Annotated in this window: 19 protein-coding genes; 11 read left to right on the top strand and 8 right to left on the bottom strand. The window is 65.4% G+C overall.

The annotated features are described in order from the left end of the window. Positions 1–110: 110 nt before the first annotated feature. Positions 111–656, bottom strand: coding sequence for an SRPBCC family protein (locus AC56KW_RS07450; RefSeq protein ID WP_497170097.1), 546 nt, complete (start codon positions 654–656; stop codon positions 111–113). 231 nt (positions 657–887) lie between these two features. Here AC56KW_RS07450 and AC56KW_RS07445 point away from each other — a divergent pair, with 231 nt between their 5' ends. The 3 genes from AC56KW_RS07445 to AC56KW_RS07435 all read left to right on the top strand — a co-directional run bounded on the left by AC56KW_RS07445 (position 888) and on the right by AC56KW_RS07435 (position 4,193). After that, positions 888–1,289: a GFA family protein gene (locus AC56KW_RS07445; RefSeq protein ID WP_497170096.1), complete on the top strand. Its 402-nt coding sequence runs from the start codon at positions 888–890 to the stop codon at positions 1,287–1,289. An 86-nt stretch (positions 1,290–1,375) separates the two neighbouring features. Beyond that, positions 1,376–1,807 (top strand): hypothetical protein, encoded by a 432-nt coding sequence (locus AC56KW_RS07440; RefSeq protein WP_497170095.1) that lies wholly within the window; start codon positions 1,376–1,378, stop codon positions 1,805–1,807. Between the two features lie 70 nt (positions 1,808–1,877). Further along, positions 1,878–4,193 carry a UvrD-helicase domain-containing protein gene (locus tag AC56KW_RS07435; protein ID WP_497170094.1) on the top strand — a complete coding sequence of 772 codons (2,316 nt, stop codon included), beginning with the start codon at positions 1,878–1,880 and terminating at the stop codon, positions 4,191–4,193. A gap of 46 nt (positions 4,194–4,239) precedes the next feature. Here the strand turns inward: AC56KW_RS07435 and AC56KW_RS07430 are convergent, their stop codons facing one another. Genes AC56KW_RS07430 through AC56KW_RS07420 form a run of 3 tightly spaced genes read right to left on the bottom strand, consistent with a single transcriptional unit; the run spans position 4,240 to position 6,558 of the window. Beyond that, on the bottom strand, positions 4,240–5,019 hold the full coding sequence (locus tag AC56KW_RS07430) for a BPSS1780 family membrane protein (protein WP_497170093.1): 780 nt from the start codon (positions 5,017–5,019) through the stop codon (positions 4,240–4,242). Then, the gene (locus tag AC56KW_RS07425; protein WP_497170092.1) at positions 5,020–5,988 is read right to left on the bottom strand and encodes a homoserine kinase; all 969 of its coding nucleotides are present in this window, start codon (positions 5,986–5,988) and stop codon (positions 5,020–5,022) included. A gap of 60 nt (positions 5,989–6,048) precedes the next feature. Beyond that, positions 6,049–6,558 (bottom strand): hypothetical protein, encoded by a 510-nt coding sequence (locus AC56KW_RS07420; RefSeq protein ID WP_497170236.1) that lies wholly within the window; start codon positions 6,556–6,558, stop codon positions 6,049–6,051. Positions 6,559–6,755: 197 nt separating this feature from the next. Between AC56KW_RS07420 and polA the strand changes: the two genes are divergently transcribed. The 4 genes from polA (at position 6,756) to AC56KW_RS07400 (ending at position 12,154) form a co-directional block, all read left to right on the top strand. Beyond that, positions 6,756–9,527 (top strand): DNA polymerase I, encoded by a 2,772-nt coding sequence (polA, locus tag AC56KW_RS07415; RefSeq protein WP_497170235.1) that lies wholly within the window; start codon positions 6,756–6,758, stop codon positions 9,525–9,527. Positions 9,528–9,545: 18 nt separating this feature from the next. Next, on the top strand, positions 9,546–9,959 hold the full coding sequence (locus AC56KW_RS07410; protein WP_497170091.1) for a PPC domain-containing DNA-binding protein: 414 nt from the start codon (positions 9,546–9,548) through the stop codon (positions 9,957–9,959). A gap of 423 nt (positions 9,960–10,382) precedes the next feature. After that, a complete protein-coding gene (locus AC56KW_RS07405; protein WP_497170090.1) occupies positions 10,383–11,267 on the top strand; it encodes a dienelactone hydrolase family protein in 885 nt (294 codons plus the stop codon). A gap of 152 nt (positions 11,268–11,419) precedes the next feature. Beyond that, positions 11,420–12,154 carry a ZIP family metal transporter gene (locus AC56KW_RS07400; RefSeq protein WP_137175510.1) on the top strand — a complete coding sequence of 245 codons (735 nt, stop codon included), beginning with the start codon at positions 11,420–11,422 and terminating at the stop codon, positions 12,152–12,154. Positions 12,155–12,189: 35 nt separating this feature from the next. Here AC56KW_RS07400 and AC56KW_RS07395 read toward each other — a convergent pair whose 3' ends face one another. The 3 genes from AC56KW_RS07395 to AC56KW_RS07385 all read right to left on the bottom strand — a co-directional run bounded on the left by AC56KW_RS07395 (position 12,190) and on the right by AC56KW_RS07385 (position 15,163). Continuing rightward, entirely contained in the window at positions 12,190–13,044 is an 855-nt protein-coding gene (locus AC56KW_RS07395; protein ID WP_497170089.1) for a sulfurtransferase, read from the bottom strand. Between the two features lie 15 nt (positions 13,045–13,059). Then, entirely contained in the window at positions 13,060–13,980 is a 921-nt protein-coding gene (locus AC56KW_RS07390) for a DMT family transporter (RefSeq protein WP_497170088.1), read from the bottom strand. Positions 13,981–14,062: 82 nt separating this feature from the next. Further along, the gene (locus AC56KW_RS07385; RefSeq protein WP_497170087.1) at positions 14,063–15,163 is read right to left on the bottom strand and encodes an aromatic ring-hydroxylating oxygenase subunit alpha; all 1,101 of its coding nucleotides are present in this window, start codon (positions 15,161–15,163) and stop codon (positions 14,063–14,065) included. 355 nt (positions 15,164–15,518) lie between these two features. On the opposite strand from AC56KW_RS07385, the gene AC56KW_RS07380 reads away from it, so the two are divergent. The 3 genes from AC56KW_RS07380 to dxs are packed head-to-tail and all read left to right on the top strand — an operon-like array spanning position 15,519 to position 18,565. Continuing rightward, a complete protein-coding gene (locus AC56KW_RS07380; protein WP_497170086.1) occupies positions 15,519–15,779 on the top strand; it encodes an exodeoxyribonuclease VII small subunit in 261 nt (86 codons plus the stop codon). A gap of 11 nt (positions 15,780–15,790) precedes the next feature. Continuing rightward, a complete protein-coding gene (locus AC56KW_RS07375) occupies positions 15,791–16,690 on the top strand; it encodes a polyprenyl synthetase family protein (RefSeq protein ID WP_497170234.1) in 900 nt (299 codons plus the stop codon). Then, positions 16,691–18,565, top strand: a complete 1,875-nt coding sequence (gene dxs, locus AC56KW_RS07370) for a 1-deoxy-D-xylulose-5-phosphate synthase (RefSeq protein ID WP_497170085.1) — start codon at positions 16,691–16,693, stop codon at positions 18,563–18,565. Positions 18,566–18,653: 88 nt separating this feature from the next. Here dxs and AC56KW_RS07365 read toward each other — a convergent pair whose 3' ends face one another. Continuing rightward, entirely contained in the window at positions 18,654–19,544 is an 891-nt protein-coding gene (locus tag AC56KW_RS07365; protein WP_497170084.1) for a DMT family transporter, read from the bottom strand. Between the two features lie 94 nt (positions 19,545–19,638). Between AC56KW_RS07365 and AC56KW_RS07360 the strand changes: the two genes are divergently transcribed. Next, the gene (locus AC56KW_RS07360) at positions 19,639–20,577 is read left to right on the top strand and encodes a LysR family transcriptional regulator (RefSeq protein ID WP_497170083.1); all 939 of its coding nucleotides are present in this window, start codon (positions 19,639–19,641) and stop codon (positions 20,575–20,577) included. Positions 20,578–20,825: the final 248 nt, after the last annotated feature.

Below are 20,825 nucleotides of genomic sequence, written 5' to 3'. Positions count from 1 at the left end.
TGTGGTTGTCCCGGCCCCGCCCTAGGGCTAAAACCCCCCGGCGGCTGTCTTCCGGCGGGGGTGGCGTGTGGCCGCCCGGCCCCCCACCACGACAGGGGATCGGACGTCGATCAATGCTGGTCGATCTTCCCGCGCCAGCCGCCAGTCTCGCTGCCACGCTTCTCGAGCAGCTCCTTGAAGTTGGCCAGGTTCGAACGTGCTTCCATGCGCACGGCGCCCAGGGCGTCGCCCAGGGTTTCGAGCGGGCCTTCCGGCTCGTAGTCCATCTGCAACGCGATGCGGGTGACGGTGTCGGAGATCTTGTGGAAGGTGACCACGCCACCGTTCTTGACGCCGGTGACGCTGCGCCACGCGATGCGGTTGTCCGGGATCTGCTCGGTGATCTCGGCATCCCATTCCTTGTCCTCGCCGGCCACGTTGGCCTTCCAGTGCAGGTGCTTGTCGTCCAGCTGGCGAATCTCTTTCACGCTCTTCATGAATTGCGGGAAATCCTCGAACTGGGTGAACTGGTTGTAGGCAGTACGCACAGGCACGTTGACTTCGATCGTTTCGACGATCGACGAGCTGGCGCCAAAGCCACGGTTTTGCTTGAACTTCTTCGACAGCAGGACGCCGCCAGCGGCCAGTGCGGCCACGGTAATTACACGACTCAACATAGTGTTCTCCTTGGTGGTGGGCCGCGACCATGTTCGACCAAGCCAACATGAAACGCAGCCCGTGGAATGCACATACGACGGGTTTCGCGACCTTGTCGCGAATCTGTCATTAAAATAAGCGAAAAGACAAGGGAGGGGCGCGCGGCTGGGAAATGGCATTTGAGAGAAGTTGCGCGATATTAATACGGTTTCCTGAGTGAAATCAAAGACGATGCGGCAGGAGGAGGTCAGATGAGCTTGCAAGGGGGATGCTTCTGCGGGGCGGTGCGCTACGAGGCGCATGGCGACCCTTTCAACAGCACGCTGTGCCATTGCTCGGATTGCCGCAAGGCGTCCGGCGCCCCGGCCATTGCCTGGTTCAGCGTCAAGACGACAAGCCTGCATTGGACCGCCAGCGCGCCGCAGCGGTTCCGCTCCAGCGAGCACGCGCTGCGCAGCTTTTGCCCTTCCTGCGGCACGACGCTCACCTGGCACGATGAACGCTGGCCCGACGAGATCGACCTCGCCACTGCCAGCCTCGACGATCCAGAGCTGGTTCCGCCGGCCGACCATACCTATGCGCGCAGCCGGCTGAGCTGGTTGATGCTGCAGGACGGCCTGCCCCAATACCAGAAGACGCGCGCGGAAGGCTGACAACCTCAATTCATGCGGACGGCATTGTTCTCCGGGAAGCAAGGTGCGATGATGGGATCATCCTGAAACCCCTGAGAGTGACTTCCATGAGCGCAACATCCGCCAACGGCATGCGCCGTCGACTTTGCCTCGCCCTGCCGCTTCCCGCATTGGCAGGCATGGCCGGTTCCGCCGCGCAAGCCCGCCCCTGGCCTCCGGCCGGGATCGGTCACACCAACCAGCATACGGGATTCGAAGTCGCGCTCAAGCTGGACATGTTCGGCGAGGTCAGCGAGCCGGTGGTGGTCGCGCAGAATGCCGAGCGCATCAAGCTCCACGGCGTGCATGCCGGCACGCCATGGAGCCTGGAATTCACGATCGTCCGCGTGGACCATGGCGGCCACCTGCGTGTGCTGACCAGGTTGACCAGCGGCGACGACGTCCTGGCCGCACCGGTACGCACCGCGGTGGTCGGCCAGCGGGTCGTCGTGCGCGCCGATGACGCGTTCAATGTCGCCATGTTGATCAGGCGCGTATAAGCCGCCTGCGCGCCGCTCGCGCAACGAAACTGGATGGGCATACAGTAAATCACGGCGGTATAATGGCCGGATGCAGACCCTCCTTCACAACCTCAATCCCGAACAACTTGCCGCGGTTACACTGCCTTCGCAGAGCGCGCTGATCCTTGCCGGCGCCGGTTCCGGCAAGACGCGCGTGCTGACCACGCGCATCGCCTGGCTGATCCAGACCAACCAGGTCTCGCCGGCCGGCATCATGGCGGTGACGTTCACGAACAAGGCCGCGAAGGAGATGCTCACGCGCCTGTCGGCCATGCTGCCGATCAATACGCGCGGCATGTGGATCGGCACCTTCCACGGCCTGTGCAACCGCCTGCTGCGCACGCACTACCGCGACGCCGCGCTGCCGCAGACCTTCCAGATCCTCGACTCGCAAGACCAGTTGTCGCTCATCAAGCGCATGCTCAAGGCGCACAACGTCGACGACGAGAAGTACCCGGCCAAGAACCTGATGTACTTCATCAACAACGCCAAGGACCAGGGCCTGCGCGCCTCGCAGGTCGAGGCCTACGATCCGATCGAGCGCCGCATGGTCGAGCTGTACGAGTTGTACGACCAGCAGTGCCAGCGCGAAGGCGTCGTCGACTTCGCCGAACTGCTGCTGCGTTCCTACGAGCTGCTGGCGCGCAACGGCCCGCTGCGCCATCATTACCAGATGCGTTTCCGCCACATCCTGGTCGACGAGTTCCAGGATACCAACGACCTGCAATACAACCTGCTGAAACTGCTGGCGGGGCAGGGCGAGACCGGCGGCGGCGCCATCTTCGCCGTGGGCGACGACGACCAGAGCATCTATGCCTTCCGCGGCGCCAACGTCGGCAATATGTCGGCCTTCGAGCGCGACTACCAGGTCAAGAACCTGATCAAGCTCGAGCAGAACTACCGCTCGCACGGCCATATCCTCGACAGCGCCAATTACCTGATCGCCAATAACACCAAGCGCCTGGGCAAGAACCTGCGCACGGATGCGGGCCAGGGCGAACCGGTGCGGGTCTACGAAGCCTCGTCCGACCTCGAAGAAGCGCAGTGGATCATCGAGGAGGCAAAAAGCCTCATGCATGAAGGCATGCCGCGCAACGAGATCGCGGTGCTGTACCGCAGCAATGCCCAGAGCCGGGTGATCGAGCATGCGCTGTTCGCTGCCGGCATTCCCTACACCGTGTACGGCGGCCTGCGCTACTTCCAGCGCGCCGAGGTCAAGCACGCCATCGCCTACCTGCAGCTGATGGACAACCCGCACAACGATTCGGCCTTCCTGCGGGTGGTGAACTTCCCCACCCGCGGCATCGGCGCGCGCTCGATCGAGCAGCTGCAGATGGCGGCCGACAGCCATGGCATCTCGCTGTACGCCGCGGTGCCCTACATGACCGGCAAGGCCGGCACGGTGCTGGGCGGCTTCGTCAAGCTGATCGAAGGCGCCCGTTTCGAGACCCAGCAACTACCGCTGCCCGAGCTGGTGCGCGTGGTGCTCGAGCGCAGCACGCTGCTCACGCATTACGCCAACGAGAAAGAAGGCGCCGACCGCATCGAGAACCTGGAGCAGATGGTCAACGCGGCGACCCAGTTCGTGCAAGAAGAAGGGTTCGGCATTGGCGCCCCGGCCCACCTCGGCCCGCCATCCCAGGCCCAGGCCGGCGAGGCGGTGGTCTACCAGGATGGCATCGAGATCCTCGACGGCGGCGCGCCGCTGCCGACCGTGATGTCGCCCCTGTCGGCCTTCCTGTCGCATGCCTCGCTCGAGGCGGGCGACGCCCAGGCCCAGGCCGGGCAAGAGGCGCTGCAACTGATGACGGTGCACTCGGCCAAGGGCCTGGAATTCGACGCGGTCTTCATCACCGGCCTCGAAGAAGGCCTGTTCCCGCACGAGAGCAGCGCGCGCGAGGCCGAGGGTGTCGATGAAGAACGGCGCCTGATGTACGTGGCGATCACGCGCGCGCGGCGCCGCCTGTACATGAGCTTTACCCAGCAGCGCATGCTGCACGGCCAGACCCGCTTCAACATGAAATCGCGCTTCTTCGACGAACTGCCCGAAGAAGCGCTCAAGTGGCTGTCGCCGCGCGTGCAAACCGCCTGGTTCGGCGGCCGCAAGCAGACAACGGCCTGGGACGACGCCAAGTTCCGCGACGGTGGCAGCGATAACAAGATCGCGCAGCAGATCACGCAAAAATCGGGCAATGGCACCGGTTGGCGCGTGGGCGAGTCGGTGGCCCACGCCAAGTTCGGCGAGGGCGTGATCGTCAATATCGAAGGCGGCGCCGGCGCGGCGCGGGCCCAGATCAATTTCGGTTCGGCCGGCATGAAGGTGCTGGACCTGTCGATCGCCAAGCTCGAGAAGCTCGGCCGCTGAAACGACGCAGGGTCGGCGGCGCAGCCACCGACCCTGCGTCAACCCATCACTTTTCCAGGCTGACCTTGTCGGCGGGCGCCGACTCCGGCTTGCCGAAAATCTCCCGATACCCCGCATACATCGCGCACTGCAGCAGCAGGATGAACAGGAAGATCACCCACATGATCACCACCCGCGCGAGACTATTCCCACCCAGCAGCATGGCGATCACCATGCACACTGCAAAGAAGATCGCGAACCAGGCCAGCAGCAGCACCAGGAACACGCCCGCGCTGCGTTTCACGGCAAAGAAGCTGTAGAACACCGCCTTGAACGGCGGCATCTTCTGCCAGTAGGTCAGCGGGGCCGCGAAGCACAGCGAAATGAGCGCCGCCACGTCGAGCGCGAAGATCAGGAACATCGCCAGTACGTCCGAGCCCGCCAGCACCGCCGGGGTGCCGGTCGTGCCTTGCGCCCGCACCTGCTCCCAGAATCCGGGATCGACGGCGAAGCGGGTGACCAGCGCCAGCACCAGCGACACGCCCAGGTAGACCACGCCGACCTTGCACAGTTCGCGCAGCACCGGCTTGCGGAAACCCGTCAGCAGCACGGCGGGCGAGACCCGCTGGCCGCTCTCGATCAGCGAGCACGCCATCATGAACGCCATCGAGAACGACGGGATCAAGACCACCGCCACCATCGGCCCCAGCAGCGGCACGGCGCTGATCAGGATGCTGACCAGGATGTTGGCGAACAGCAGCGTGGTCAGGGCCGCGGGTTGTTGACGGAACAGGCTGGCGCCGCGTTTGAGCCAGATCCAGCCGGTAATAGCAGGCAAATTGTTCATTTAGGGCAAGTTCGGCGCCGGGCAAGCGATGCGCTCGCGCAGGATGCGTTCGAAATGGGTCGGATCGTGCGGCGTGAGCAGCTCGGCCGCACGGGGAAGATGCAGATCATACAGGCGCGACAGCCAGAAGCGAAGGGCGCCGGCGCGCAGCATCGGCTGCCAGGCGACTTGCTCGTCGCTCGTGAATGGTCGCACCGCATGATAGGCCGCCAGCAGCGCGCGCACGCGGGCTTCGTCGAGAGTCCCGGTGGCCAGGTCGACGCACCAGTCGTTGACGGTCACGGCGACGTCGTACAGCCAGGTGTCGACGCCGGCGAAATAGAAGTCGAAGCAGCCGCTCAGGCGCTCGCCCTCGAACATGACGTTGTTACGGAACAGGTCGGCATGCACGGGACCGCGTGCGAGCCTCGCATAGGTCGCGCCAGCGGCGAATTCGGCCTGGTAGCTGACCTCGCTGCGCAATAGCGCGGCTTCGGCCCCGGTCAGGAACGGCAGGACGGTGGGAGCGGTGTCCACCCACCAGTCGAGGCCACGCAGGTTCGGCTGGTGCAATGCGAAATCCTGGGCCGCCAGGTGCATGCGCGCCAGCATGCGGCCGACTTCGCCACAGTGCACCGGCTGCGGGTCGAGCTGCGAGCTGCCTTGCAGGCGGCTGACGATGATCGCCGGCTTGCCCTGCAGGGTCACGACGAGCTCGCCGTCCACATTCGGGACGGGCGCCGGCACGGGAATGCCGCGCTCGGCAAGGTGGGCCATCAGCTTGACGTAGAAGGGGAGCTGGTCGAAGCGCAGGTTCTCGAAGATCGTCAGCACATACTGGCCGGACTGAGCACCCTGCGCCGTATTCAGGAAAAAATTGCTGTTGTCGATGCCGGAGGAAATGCCTTCGAGCCCGACGGCTTGGCCGAGCGGGTACTGCTTGATCCACTGGTGAAGGTCATCCAGCGAGATCGCGGTAAATACTGCCATGTGCTAGCAAAAGAGTAGGTGAGAGCCCGCCGCCGCGGCCTTGCGCCGCGGCTGTTGGGATCATTGTTTGGTGGTCGGCTCCAGCGCGGGCGGCGGCGGCACGTCGGCGCGGGCGGGAACGCCCGGACGAGCGGGCGCCGGCGCGACCGGCTGCTCGGCTGTGTCCTGCTTCTTGGGATTGCCAAAGTCGAATTCCATCACCGTCCATTGTGGGGCACGGATATTGTTGCTGGTGGCATCGCCGGGTTGGGCATTACCAGGTGCAACGTTAGGCTTCATGATGTAGCGGCTCGGACCGCTCTCTACCTCGACCTGGGTGACCGTACCATCGTTGCTGCGACGCTCGTTGATCTTGGTGCGCTCGCGCGGTGGAATCGTGGTGGCCGGTGTATCGCTGCCCGGCTCGATGCGCTCGAGCTGGGGCGGTGCATCGCTGGGACGCTGCTGGTTCTGCGGCGGCGTCGGCGTCGGTTGCGTCGGGGGCAGCGTCGACTGCTGGGCCGCGGCGAAGCCGGCGTGGGCGAGCAGGCAGAGCGCCAGGAGGGCAAAGCGGGGTGTCGAGCGCAGCATGATAGTCACCTAATGTCGTTTAATCCATTGTAGCAAACAGCGCCGCTTCCCTGTGAAAAGTGTGCCAAAAGCCTATGTTTGCGGCAGCGAAATGACATCAAGGCACAGGCGCGGCCGCTCATGCGGATTCTGCGATAATGAGGGTTACCCTGGCGCCACCAATGGCGCCGCCTGCCGAATCCTGAATGTCACCCCCTATGGACAATACCCTGCTGCTCGTTGACGGTTCCAGTTATCTCTATCGCGCCTACCACGCGCTGCCCGACCTGCGCAGCCCCGATGGCTTCCCGACCGGCGCCATGCATGGCATGGTCAATATGCTGCGCCGCCTGCGCGCCGATTTCCCGGCGGCCTATATCGCCTGCGTCTTCGATGCCAAGGGCAAGACGTTCCGTGACGACCTGTATCCCGAATACAAGGCGACGCGCGCGTCGATGCCGGAAGACCTGGGCAAGCAGATCGAACCGATCCACGAAGTGGTGCGCTATATGGGCTGGCCGATCCTGATGGTCGATGGCGTCGAAGCCGATGACGTGATCGGCACCCTGGCCGTGCAGGCGACGGCGCGCGGCATGAAGACCGTGGTTTCGACCGGCGACAAGGACCTGGCGCAATTGGTCAACGATAAAGTCATGCTGATCAATACCATGACCAACGAGCGCATGGACGAGGCCGGCGTGCTGGCGAAATTCGGCGTCGCGCCGAACCGCATCATCGACTACCTGACCCTGGTCGGCGACACCGTCGACAACGTGCCGGGCGTGGCCAAGTGCGGCCCCAAGACGGCGGTCAAGTGGCTCACCCTGCACGGCTCGCTGGATGGCGTGATCGAGAATGCGGCCAGCATCGGCGGCGCCGTCGGCGCCAACCTGCAGGCGGCCCTGGAGTGGCTGCCGAAAGGCCGCGAGCTGATCACCGTCAAGACCGACTGCGACCTGGTCAAGCACGTGATTTCGTTCGAAGAGTCGCTGGTCGCCCGTCCGGAAGACGCCGAGGCGCTGCGCGACTTTTTCCAGCGCTACGGCTTCAAGACCATGTTGCGCGACCTGGGCGGCGCGAAACCGGGTGACGGCAGCGTGCGTCCGGCCGCCGGCAGCGCGCCGGGGGGCGGGCCGCTGAACTCGCCGGAAGGCGCGGCCACGCTGGCCGGCATGCCGGTCATCAAGGGCGAATACGAAACCATCCTGACCGACGAACAGCTCGACAAATGGCTGGCGCTGGTGAATGCGGCGGCGCTGACCTCGGTCGATACCGAAACCACCTCGCTCGACCCGATGACGGCCGAGATGGTCGGCATCTCGCTGTCGGTCGAGACCGGCAAGGGCGCCTACATCCCGGTGGCGCACCGCTATGCCGGCGCGCCCGACCAGCTGTCGCGCGAGCACGTGCTGGACAAAATGCGCGCCTGGCTCGAGAATCCGGCCAAGCCGAAGCTGGGCCAGAACCTCAAGTACGACATGCATATCTTCGCCAACCACGGCGTGACCCTGAAGGGCATCGTGCACGACACGCTGCTGCAGTCGTATGTGTTCGAATCGCACAAGCCGCACGATATGGACACGATGGCGATGCGCCATTTGGGCTACACCACGATTCCCTATGTGGACGTGTGCGGCAAGGGCGCCAAGCAGATCTGCTTCGACCAGGTCGAGCTGGCGCGCGCCACCGAATACGCGGGCGAGGATTCGGACATCACCCTGCGCCTGCACCAGAGCATGCTGCCGGAGGTCGAGAAGGACAAGGGCCTCGCCTATATCTACCGCGAGATCGAGATGCCGACCATGGAAGTACTGCACAAGATCGAGCGCAACGGCGTGCTGATCGACAGTGCGCTGCTCGACGTGCAGTCGGGCGAACTGGGCAAGCGCATGATGGAGCTGGAACAGCAGGCCTACGAAGCGGCCGGCGGCCCGTTCAACCTGGGTTCGCCGAAACAGATCGGCGAGATCTTCTTCGGTAAGCTCGGCCTGCCGGTGATCAAGAAGACCGCGACCGGCGCGCCGTCGACCGACGAGGAAGTGCTGCAGAAGCTGGCCGAGGATTATCCGTTGCCGAAGATCCTGCTCGAGCACCGCGGCATGTCCAAGCTCAAGTCGACCTATACCGACAAGCTGCCGAAGATGGTCAACCCGAACACGGGCCGCGTGCACACCAATTACGCGCAGGCGGTGGCCATCACCGGACGCCTGTCCTCGAACGAACCGAACCTGCAGAACATCCCGGTGCGCAACGCCGAAGGCCGCCGCATCCGCGAGGCGTTCATCGCCGCGCCGGGACACGTGATCGTCTCGGCCGACTATTCGCAGATCGAGCTGCGCATCATGGCGCATATCTCGGGCGATGCGGCGATGTTGAAAGCGTTTGCCGACGGCGAGGACATCCACCGCGCCACCGCCGCCGAGATCTTCGGCGTTCCGCCAAGCGACGTGCAAAGCGAACAGCGCCGCTACGCCAAGGTCATCAACTTCGGCCTGATCTACGGCATGAGCGCCTTCGGCCTGGCCGGGAACCTGGGCATCGAACGCGCCGCGGCCGCCAACTATATCGAGCGTTATTTCGCGCGCTTTTCGGGCGTGAAGCAGTACATGGACAACACGCGCCTGGAAGCGAAGGCGCGCGGCTATGTCGAGACCGTGTTCGGCCGCCGCCTGTGGCTCCCGGAGATCAATTCGCCGAACGGCCCCCGCCGCGCCGGCGCCGAACGCGCCGCGATCAATGCGCCGATGCAGGGCACGGCGGCCGACCTGATCAAGCTGGCGATGATTGCCGTCCAGGGTTGGCTGGAGGCCGACAAGCTGGGTACCCGCATGATCATGCAGGTGCACGACGAACTGGTGCTCGAGGTGCCGGAAGGCGAGCTGGAACTGGTGCGGGTCAAGCTGCCGGAACTGATGGCGGGCGTGGCCAGGCTGAATGTTCCGCTGCTGGCCGAGACCGGCGTCGGCAAGAACTGGGAAGAGGCGCACTGAGTTCGCCGGTCCGTTCCCATGCAAGCGCTCCCGATTCGCCTTCGCCCGCAACAAGACCTGCGCACTGCGCTCGATGCGATCCTGCTCGACGCAGGGCTTGGCGCCGCGTTCGTGGTGCAGGGGATCGGCAGCCTGAGCGTCGCCCGGATTCGATTGGCTGGCAAGGATGACGCCATCGAATTACGCGGCGACCTTGAAATCCTCACCCTGGCCGGATCCCTGTCGCCCGACGGCGGACATCTGCACGTCTCGGTAGCCGATGCGCAGGGTCGCGTGGTGGGCGGCCACGTGGCGCCAGGCTGCATCGTTCGCACGACAGCAGAGATCCTGCTGGCGGTCTTGCCCGGTGTTCGCTTTGCGCGCGAACCCGATGCCGAGTCAGGCTGGAACGAGCTGGCGATCCACAGCTTGCCCCATGCGCCAGGCAGCTGAATCGTCGTCGCGCGCCGCGTCGAAGCGATGGCGCGGCTGATCGAACATGACTGTCCGGGGAGCGCCGGTGTTTTCTCAACTACTTGTTGGCAGCAGCACTCGACCGTATATGCCAGTTTCATGCGGCGCATCCCTCCCAGGGCTTGATCACGACGAGCGGGACGATGGCTGACAGGCAGCCATGATCCCGGCGCCGGCGTGGCGTGGCGGCATGAACGAGGATGGCATGCACGCGTCCGACGGCGTCACGGTATGCGGCGCGGCGCGATCCCTCGTCGTCGCTGGCGCTGCGGGTGGCGCGCTCCCGCCCCTGGGCCTCTGCATGGACCGGGCTTGTGCCATCCATCCCTGGCGCGCGTACAAGCGCCCACAAGCGATGCTAAACTGGCAAGCCTGTCCAACACTGTCCAGAAGGGGAAATCCATGAAAGATCTCGTCAACGACGGCAACAGCCTGCTGGGCGCCAGCGCCTACGACGACGGCGTGCAGCGGCGCGACTTTTTGAAGGCCGCGGTCGGCGCCGGCTTCGCCGCGGCCGCGCTGCCGGTGGTCGCGCAGACCCAGGTCCAGACCGATACCGAAGGGCTCGATGCGGCCGACAGCATCCTGGTCATCGAGGGCCAGGACGTGCCGGTGTATCGCGCCCAGCCGCGCGGCAAGACCGATGTCCCGGTCATCCTGGTCATTTCCGAGATCTTCGGCGTGCATGAACACATCAAGGACGTGGCGCGCCGCTTCGCCAAGCAGGGCTATATGGCGATCGCGCCCGACCTGTTCGTGCGCCAGGGCGATGCAAGCAAGGTCGAGGCGATCCCAGACCTGATCAAGAACATCGTCTCGAAGACGCCGGACGCGCAGGTCATGTCCGACCTCGACAGGGTCGTCGACTGGGCCAAGCAGCGTGGCGGCGATACCACCAAGCTGGGCATCACCGGCTTCTGCTGGGGCGGGCGCATCACCTGGCTGTACGCGGCGCACAACCTGGACGTCAAGGCCGGGGTGGCCTGGTACGGCCGCCTGGTGGGCGAGGCGACGTCGTTCACGCCGAAGCACCCGATCGACGTCGCCCAGAACCTGAAAGTGCCGGTGCTGGGCCTGTACGGCGCCAAGGACACCGGCATCCCGCTGGAGACGGTCACGCGCATGCAGGCCGCTCTCGACAAGGGCAACAGCCGCTCGACCATCCATGTCTATCCGGAGTCGGGTCACGCCTTCCATGCGGACTATCGGCCAAGCTTCAACGCGGCCGACGCGGCGGACGGCTGGAACCGCACACTGGCCTGGTTCCGCAAGAACGGCGTCGCCTGACGCCTGAACCTGGCCTGTCTCTTCAGCCTTAGACGGCCGCGGGCCGGGAGCGGTACAATGCCCGGTTTGCGGATCGTCGCAAGAACAGAACACGAGGCTTTCAAATCGACCCGCTTTTCGACCCGACCCTGAGTTCCATCCTGCTGGCGACCGTGATCGCCGGCGTCGTCAGCATTTCCGGGGCTGCCCTTTTCTCGTTTGCCCTGCTGTCGAAAGTGGTCGAGAAGATGGTCAGCCTGTCGGTCGGCATCATGCTGGCGACCTCGCTGCTGCACGCACTGCCCGAGGCCTTCGAATCGGGCGCCGACATCAAGAGCCTGTTCGCCACCCTGCTGGCGGGCCTGCTGGCGTTCTTCCTGCTCGAGAAAGTGGCGCTGCTGCGCCATTCGCATCACCACGAAGGCGATGGGCACCACCACGCCCACGGCCATGACGCGCGCGAGGCCGGCAAGTCGGGCTGGATGATCCTGCTCGGCGACGGCATGCACAATTTCACCGACGGCATCCTGATCGCGGCGGCCTTCCTGGCCGACCCGGAGGTTGGCATCGTGACCGCGCTGGCCATCGTCGCCCACGAGATCCCGCAAGAAATCGGCGACTTCATCGTCCTGCTCAACGCCGGTTTCTCGCGCCTGCGCGCCTATGTGTTCAACCTGCTGTGCAGCCTGCTGGCGGTGGCGGGCGGCCTGCTGGGCTACTTCACGCTGGACCAGGCCAGCGGCCTGATTCCCTACGTGCTGGTGTTCGCCTCGTCGGGCTTCATCTATATCGCGGTGAGCGACCTGATGCCGCAGATGCAGCGCCGGGCGACATTGAAGGAGACGGTGCCGCAGGTGTTCCTGATCGGCCTGGGCGTGGCGATCGTGGTGGCGCTGCACGCCTTCTGAAACAACAGGGCTTCACGAAGAAGCCCTTTTGTATATCAATCAGCACCTTTTGCGACCGGCCGCGCCGGATCGCCGACCCACTCGCTCCACGATCCCGGGTACAGGCTGGCGCCCGGCATGCCGGCCACTTCCAGCGCCAGCAGGTTGTGGCAGGCGGTCACGCCCGAGCCGCACTGCATGATGGCTTGCCGCGGATCGTCGACCAGCGCACCGAATTCCGTGCGCAGCTGCTGCGCATCCTTGAACCGGCCATCGGCCTGCAGGTTGTCCTTGAAGAAGCGGTTTTTCGCGCCCGGGATGTGGCCGCCGACCGGATCGATGGTCTCGTTCTCGCCGCGGAAGCGGTCGGCAGCGCGGGCGTCGATCACGATGCGCTGGCCGCTGTCCAGGTTGTCCATCACCTCGCGCACCGTCACGGTCGGCACGAAAGGCGCGCGCACGCTCAGCGAACCGCGCGGCCTGGCGGGGGCCTCGGTCGACAGGGGCTGACCCAGCGCCTGCCAGGCCGCCATGCCGCCGTCGAGCACGGCGACCGCCTCGTGGCCCAGCCAGCGCAACAGCCACCACAGGCGCGCCGCGAACATGCCGCCGTGGGCGTCGTAGGCCACCACCTGCGTGTCGTCGTCGACGCCGAACGAGCGCAAGGCGTCGGCCAGCGCTTCTTTTTCGGGCAGCGGATGGCGGCCCAGGAACACGCCATCCGGGCCGCGCTTGGCGCCCGACAGCACGGTCTCGATGTCGGCGAATACCGCGTTCGGCAGGTGGCCGACGGCATAGCCGTCGCGGCCGGCGGCGAGGTTCATCAGGTCGTGGCGGCAGTCCGCCACGACCCACTTCGGGTCGTCGATGCGGGCGGCCAGCTCGCTGGCCGAAATCAGGGTCTTGAACATGGGTAAGGGCTCCTTCTACGATTCGCTGACCACGGGGTCCTGGTCCTTGACGACGGCGCCGCGCGCCGTCTTGCGGGTATTGTAGAACGTCGCGGCCAGTCCCGAGACCAGGATCACTCCGATGCCCAGCCAGACATGCCAGTCGAAGGCGTCGCCCCACAGGATCAGGCCCCACAGCGTGGAGAACACGATGCCGGTGTATTGCAGGTTGGCCACCACCAGCACCTTGCCGACGCGGTAGGCGCGGGTCATGCACATCTGGGCGATCAGGGCGGCGCCGCCGATCCCCAGCAGCAGCAGGAAGCCATACAGCGTGTGCGCGTGGAACAGGGCGCCCTGCGGGCCGTCGCCGGCCACGGTGGCGAACAGGCCGACCAGGGTCGTGGTCAGCGAAAAATAGAACACCACGCGGTATTCGGGCTCGCCCAACTGGCCAAGTTTACGCACCTGCATATAGGCCATGGCCGAGATCATCGACGAACACACGCCGGCCAGGCCGCCCAGCCACTGGTTGGTCTGGACCGCCGGCTGCAGCACCATCGTCACGCCGAAGAAGCTGGAGGCGATCGCCAGCACGAGCGGCCACTCGGCGTGTTTCGTCCTGGTCCACCAGCCCATCGCAAACATCCCGGCCGCGATCCAGATCGGCGCCATGTAGTTGAGCGTCATGGCGGTGGCCAGCGGCAGGCGGCCGATGGCGAAGAACCACAGCCACAGCGAGACCACGCCGACCAGGCTGCGCCACAGGTGGGCCTTGCCGAAATTGGTCTTGAAGGTGCCGCCCTGGTGGCGCACCATGACCAGCAGGATGAGGGTGCCGATCAGGCCCCGGTACATCAGCAGTTCGGAGGTGGAATAGAACTCGGAAGCCAGCTTCACGCCCGCGCCCATGGCGGCGAACGCGAAGCTGGCGTACAACATCCAGAGGGAAGCCATCGGATTTCCAGTGAAGGACCGTGCGGCCTGGAGGTCGCGCGGTCCGTGGGCGCCGGGGCGGCGCCGGTTTTACAACCTAGGGTTACAACGAGATTTTGCTGCGGTACCACTCATGGAAGTGCTGCATGCCGTCTTCCATGGGCGACTGGTAAGGACCGACTTCATTGACGCCGCGCGCCAGCAGGATCTTGCGGCCGGCGTCCATGCGCAGGCCGATTTCATCGTCCTCGACCGCGGTCTCCATATAGGCGGCGCGCTCGGCCTCGACGAATTCGCGCTCGAACAGCACGATCTCTTCGGGGTAGTAGAACTCGACCACGTTGCGGGTCTTCTGCGGGCCGTCCGGCCACAGGGTCGACACCACCAGCACGTTCGGGTACCACTCGACCATGATGTTCGGGTACAGCGTCAGCCAGATCGCGCCGTACTTGGGTGGCTGGCCGTTGTTGAACTTCAGGACCTGCTCCTGCCAGCGTTTGTACGCCGGCGAGCCGGCTTTCTGCAGCGCGCGGTTCACACCCACGGTCTGCACGCTGTAGTCGCTGCCGAATTCCCATTTCAGGTCGTCGCACGAGACGAAGTTGCCCAGTCCCGGATGGAAAGGTTCGACGTGGTAATCCTCGAGATAGACCTCGATGAAGGTCTTCCAGTTGTAGTCGCACTGGTGGACTTCGACGTGGTCGAGCATATAGCCCGTGAAGTCCAGGTCCTTCGTCACCGACATGCGGCCCAGCTTCTCCATCACGTTGTAGCCGTTCTGTTCGAACAGCAGGCCGTTCCAGTTCTGCAGCGGCGTCCTGGACAGGTTCAGGCACGGCGTGTCCGCGAAATGCGGTGCGCCGATCAATTCGCCCTTCAGGTCATAGGTCCAGCGGTGCAGCGGGCACACGATGTTCTTCGCATTGCCGCGGCCATTGAACATCAACGCCTGGCGGTGACGGCAGACGTTGGACAGCACTTCGATGCCGCCGGCGTTACGCACCAGCATGCGGCCTTCGTGTTCGGAGGCGAGCGTCGCGAAATCACCGGTTTCCGGCACCATCAATTCATGGCCGATGTAGCGCGGGCCATTGTGGAACAGTTGCTGCATCTCGCGCTTGAGCAGCGCATCATCAAAGTACACATTTACCGGAAGCTGTGCGTTAGAGCGCGCCAGCTTGGCGTGGGTAGCCAGATCGGACATCCCAACCCCCCTTTAAGTAAGCTTCCAAAGAAGAGAAAGAATCCAAAGACCAGTATTTAAGTAGAGGAATACGGTATTTCGGACAGAACCGGAGATTATACTGTGGAACAGGCCCTACCGTCTCGGGCCGGCGCGAGATTGTGGTGTGCAGATATTGATATATTGCCCTGAAGGCATCGTTTTCATGATGAAAATGAGCAGGTGAGGGGCGTCCGCCGGATTCTCGACGCGCTTGTTAATTGCGAATGCTGCAATGTGCGCCCCCCGTGGGGTGGGATTGATCTAAAATACGCGATTGGATTGACCCACGGCGCACAACTGGGCGCCCTCACGATACCGACTTATGGCAAAGAATATGACAGCGGACAGCGCGCCGGCAGCAGCGGCTGCTGTGGCAACTGCACCGCAATCCTTCGAGCAGGCGATGGCCGAACTGGCCCAGCTCGTGACACAGATGGAATCCGGCGCCTTGCCGCTGGAAGCCTCGGTCGCGGCGTATGCGCGCGGCTCCGAACTGGTCAAGTATTGCGCGGCGCAGCTCGAGAAAGTCGAGTCCCAGGTCAAGGTACTCGAAGGCGACATGCTCAAGCCATTCAGCGACGAGGAGGCGCAGTGAAGCCCGAGCTGATGATGGCCCAGGATTTCAGCGCCTGGACCCGCGAGGTCCAGGCCAGGGTCGAACAGGCGCTCGAGGCCTTCCTGCCTCCAGCCGAGCGGGTGCCCCACAAGCTGCACGAAGCAATGCGCTACACCACGCTGGGCGGCGGCAAGCGCGTGCGCCCGCTGCTGGCGTATGCCGCCGGCGCGCTGTTCGACGCCGATCCCTCGGCGCTGGCCCGGGTCGCGAGCGCGGTCGAGATGATCCACGTGTATTCGCTGGTGCACGACGACATGCCGTGCATGGACGACGACGCCCTGCGCCGCGGCAAGCCGACGGTGCACGTGGCCTATGACGAAGCGACCGCGCTGCTGGTCGGCGACACCCTGCAGGCGCAGGCCTTCGAGGTGGTGGCCGGCACCGACACCGCGACCGTGCCGCCGGCGCGCCAGCTGACGATGGTGCGCCTGCTGGCCGAGGCCGCGGGGTCGAGCGGCATGTGCGGCGGCCAGGCAATCGACCTCGATAGCGTCGGCCTGTCGCTCACCCGTGAACAGCTCGAGCGCATGCATCAACTGAAGACCGGCGCCATGCTGCGCGTCTCGGTGCTGCTCGGCGCGCTCGCCGGGCGCGACCTGGCGCCGCACGAACGCGAGGCGCTCGATGCATACTCGAGCGCGGTCGGCCTGGCGTTCCAGGTGGTCGACGACGTGCTCGACGCCACCGCCGATTCGGCCACGCTCGGCAAGACCGCCGGCAAGGACGCGGCCGATAACAAACCGACCTATGTGTCGATCCTCGGCCTGGAGCCATCGCGCGCGCTGGCCGAGCAACTGCGGCGTGACGCGCACGAAGCGCTGGCGCCATTTGGAGACAAAGCACAGCGTCTGCGCGAACTGGCAGACCTGATCGTGCAGCGGAAGGCCTAAATGAACCTGCTAGAAAAAATCAACGACCCATCCGACCTGCGCAAGCTGCCGCGCACCCAGCTCACGCCATTGGCGCACGAGCTGCGCCAGTTCCTGCTCGAGTCGGTGTCCAAGACCGGTGGCCACCTGTCGTCCAACCTGGGCACGGTGGAACTGACGATCGCGCTGCACTATGTGTACGACACACCGCGCGACCGCATCGTATGGGACGTCGGCCACCAGACCTATTCGCACAAGATCCTCACCGGTCGCCGCGGCCGCATGCCGAGCCTGCGCCAGCTGAACGGCCTGTCGGGCTTCCCGAAGCGCGACGAGAGCGAATACGACACCTTCGGCACCGCCCACTCGTCGACCTCGATCTCGGCCGCGCTGGGCATGGCCGCCGCGGCCAAGCTGAAAGGCGAGGACCGCCACGCGATCGCCGTCATCGGCGACGGCTCCATGACCGCCGGCATGGCGTTCGAGGCGCTCAATAACGCGGGCGTGCAGGAAGACGTCAACCTGCTGGTGATCCTGAACGACAACGACATGTCGATCTCGCCGCCGGTCGGCGCCCTGAACCGCTACCTGGCGCGCCTGCTGTCGGGCCAGTTCTATGCCGCCGCCAAGAACGTGGGCAAGAGCGTGCTGCCCGCGCCGGTGCTGGATCTTGCCCGCAAGCTCGAGGAGCACGCCAAGGGCATGGTGGTCCCGGCCACGATGTTCGAGGAATTCGGCTTCAACTACATCGGCCCGATCGACGGCCACGACCTCGAGTCGCTGATCCCGACGCTGGAAAACATCAAGAAGCTCAAGGGCCCGCAATTCCTGCACGTGGTGACCAAGAAAGGCCAGGGCTACAAGCTGGCCGAGGCCGAGCCGATCCTGTACCACGGCACCGGCAAGTTCAACCACCTCGAGGGCATCAAGCCGTCCACCGCGCCGAGCAAGATCACCTATACCGAGGTATTCGGCAACTGGCTGTGCGACATGGCCGCCGCCGACAAGCGCCTGGTCGGCATCACGCCCGCCATGCGCGAAGGCTCGGGCATGGTGCGCTTCCACCAGCAGTATCCGGAGCGCTACTTCGACGTCGGCATCGCCGAGCAGCACTCGGTGACTTTCGGGGCCGGCATCGCCACCGAGGGCCTCAAGCCGGTGGTCGCGATCTATTCGACCTTCCTGCAGCGCGCCTACGACCAGCTGATCCACGACGTGGCGCTGCAAAACCTCGACGTGACGTTCGCGCTCGACCGCGCGGGCCTGGTCGGCGCCGACGGCGCGACCCACGCCGGCAACTACGACCTGGCCTACCTGCGCTGCATTCCGAACATGGTCGTGATGGCCGCATCAAGCGAAAACGAATGCCGCCAGATGCTGACCACCGCTTACCACTATCCGGGCCCGGCCGCGGTGCGCTATCCGCGCGGCGCCGGCGTGGGCGCCCCGATCGTCGAGGCCCTGACCTCGATCGAGATCGGCAAGGGCGAAGTGCGCCGCACGGGTAAAGAGGTCGCGATCCTGGCCTTCGGTTCGATGGTGGCGCCGAGCCTGAAGGCCGGCGAGGAGCTCGATGCGACGGTAGCGAACATGCGCTTCGTGAAGCCGCTCGACGTCGAGCTGGTCAAGCGCCTGGCGCAGGAACACGACTTCCTGGTGACGGTGGAAGAGGGCTGCATCATGGGCGGCGCCGGCGCCGCCGTGATGGAAGCGCTGGCCGCGGCCGGCATCGCCAGGCCGGTGCTGAACCTCGGCCTGCCGGACAACTTCATCGACCAGGGCGATCCAGTGGCGCTGCTGGCGTCCGTCGGCCTGGATGCGACGGGCATTGCGGCGTCGATCCGCGCGCGCCTGGTGGCGCAGGGCGAACCGCGGCTGGTGGTCAATAACGGCTGACCGATCTGCTGGATGCAGAGCAGACAAGCCCTTCGTTCGCAAGAACGAGGGGCTTCTTGCTTTTTCAGGCCCCGCCTGGGTAGTTTCTCTACCGCGTGGTACGGGTACAAAAATGCACGGCGGCGGCCGTGACGGCGAAGCCGGCCAGCGTCATGGCCCCGAGCCGCTCGTCCAGGATCACGAATCCCATCAGGGCCGTCGTTCCCGGGACCAGGTAGAACAGGCTGGCGACCTGGCTCGCCTGGCCCTTGCGCATCATGAGGAACAGCAGGCTGACGGCGCCGATCGAGTTGACGATCGACAGCCAGCTGGACGCCAGCAGCAGCGTGGGTGTCCAGACGGCCTGGAAGTCTTCGACCCACCAGGCGAGCGGCGGCGCGACGCCGCTGGCGACGGCCAGCTGGATGAAGCCGCCGGTGCGCAGGTCGGCGTCGGCGCAGAATTTTTTCTGGTAAAGGGTGCCCAGCGTGATCCCGGCCAGGGCCAGGACGAGCGCGCCAAGGCCAAGGAGGCTGGCGCCACCCAGGCGGTCCGCGACCACCAGCGCCACGCCGGCCACGCCCCCGGCCAGGCCGAGCCACTGGCGGCCGCTGACTGTTTCGTGCAGGAAGACGTTGGCGCCAAGCGCGGTGAACAGCGGCATGGTGCCGACGATCAGGGCCGAGACGCCGGCGCTCACGCCCAGCTTCAGGCCGGTGTACAGGCCGGAAAACTGCAGGGCCTGCACCAGCAGGCCGACCACGACCAGGTGCGCCGCAGGCTTCCAGCCCGCCGGCCACGGCGCCCGGGTCACCAGCGCGATCGCCAGCAGCACCAGCGCCGCCAGCGCGAAGCGCAGCAGCAGCAGGGTGAACGGACCGGCGTGCGGCAGCGCCAGCTTGCCGACCACATAGCCCGAGCTCCACATCAGGATGAACAGGAAGGGCAGGGTGGATGCAGGTACTGCGAACCCTGGCCTGGCAATGCTGGATGTCGTCATGGTCTTCTCCGGTAGTGAGAAGACCAGCTTACTGCCGTGTATTTACAGATACAATACATTCAACCGATGACATATTGTTTCCAATGGGGATGCCATGAGCGAGTTGGCGCCGCGCGACTTTTCTGATCTCTGGCCGTTCGTCCAGGTCGTCGACACCGGCAGTTTCTCCGAAGCGGCGCGCCGGATGGGCACGACCAAGGCCAGCGTCAGCAAGGCGGTGGCGCGGCTCGAGAAGGCCTTGCAGGTCAAGCTGCTGAACCGCTCGACGCGCCGCGTCGCCCTTTCTGACGCGGGACGCGACATCTACCAGCACGCGCTGCGCATGATCGAAGAGGGCCGGGCCATCGAGGCCGCGGCGGCGGGCATGCAGTCGGGGCCGGGCGGCACGCTGCGCGTGAGCACCTCGATGGCGTTCGGCAACACGCAACTGGCCGCGCTGCTGCCCGGTTTCATGGCGCGCTACCCCGCCGTGCGCGTGGTGCTGGCGCTGACCGATCGCCACGTCGACCTGGCCGAAGAAGGTATCGACGTTGCGCTGCGGCTGTCGCCCAGGATCGACCTGATGAGCGTCGTCGCGCGTCCGGTGGCGCGGCTGCGCTATGTGCTGGCGGCGTCGCCCGACTACGTGCGGCGCTCCGGCCAGCCGCTTGACGTCGACGCGCTGGCCGGCTTTCGCTGCCTGACCTTCGCACAGGCCGGAACCGGCGCGCGCTGGGACTTCGAGGTGGGCGGTTCGACCGTCCAGTTCACGCCCGCCGGCGGGCTGGCGATCAACAGCAGCCAGGCGCTGCGCGAAGCCATGCTGGGCGGCGCCGGTATCGCGCTGCTGCCGACCTTCGTGGTGGGCGAGGATATCCGCGCCGGTCGCGCAGTGCAGGTCCTGCCGGCGGCGCGGCCGATCGGCATGTTCGGCGGCCAGGTGCTGGCCGTGTATCTCGAAAACCGCTTCTTGCCGCCGAAGGTCAGGGTGTTCATCGACTACCTGCTGGAACAGTGGGGCGAGGATCCGCCCTGGGATGCCTTCCAGGCCTAGGGCCCGGCGCCTATTGCGGCTGGCATTCTGCGGATAGATCTCGGAATGCCAGTGGTGGTAGCCGCCGCTGCCTTGCAGGTATTTCTGCAGATTGATGGTGCCGGGCCGGTACGGCGTGCGCAGCAGGGTGTCGACGCAGGGCGTGCCCACGTCGTCGAAGTTGTCCATCGATAGCGCCGTCGGCACGCCGGTATCCGGATGTTCGAGGGTCGGCGACAGGGAACCCATCAGCAGCATGCGGTAGCGCT

Source organism: Telluria sp. RT2P19, assembly GCF_059685725.1.
Note: the sequence above shows the minus strand (reverse complement) of the source record. Positions and strands in the feature narration are given on the sequence as shown.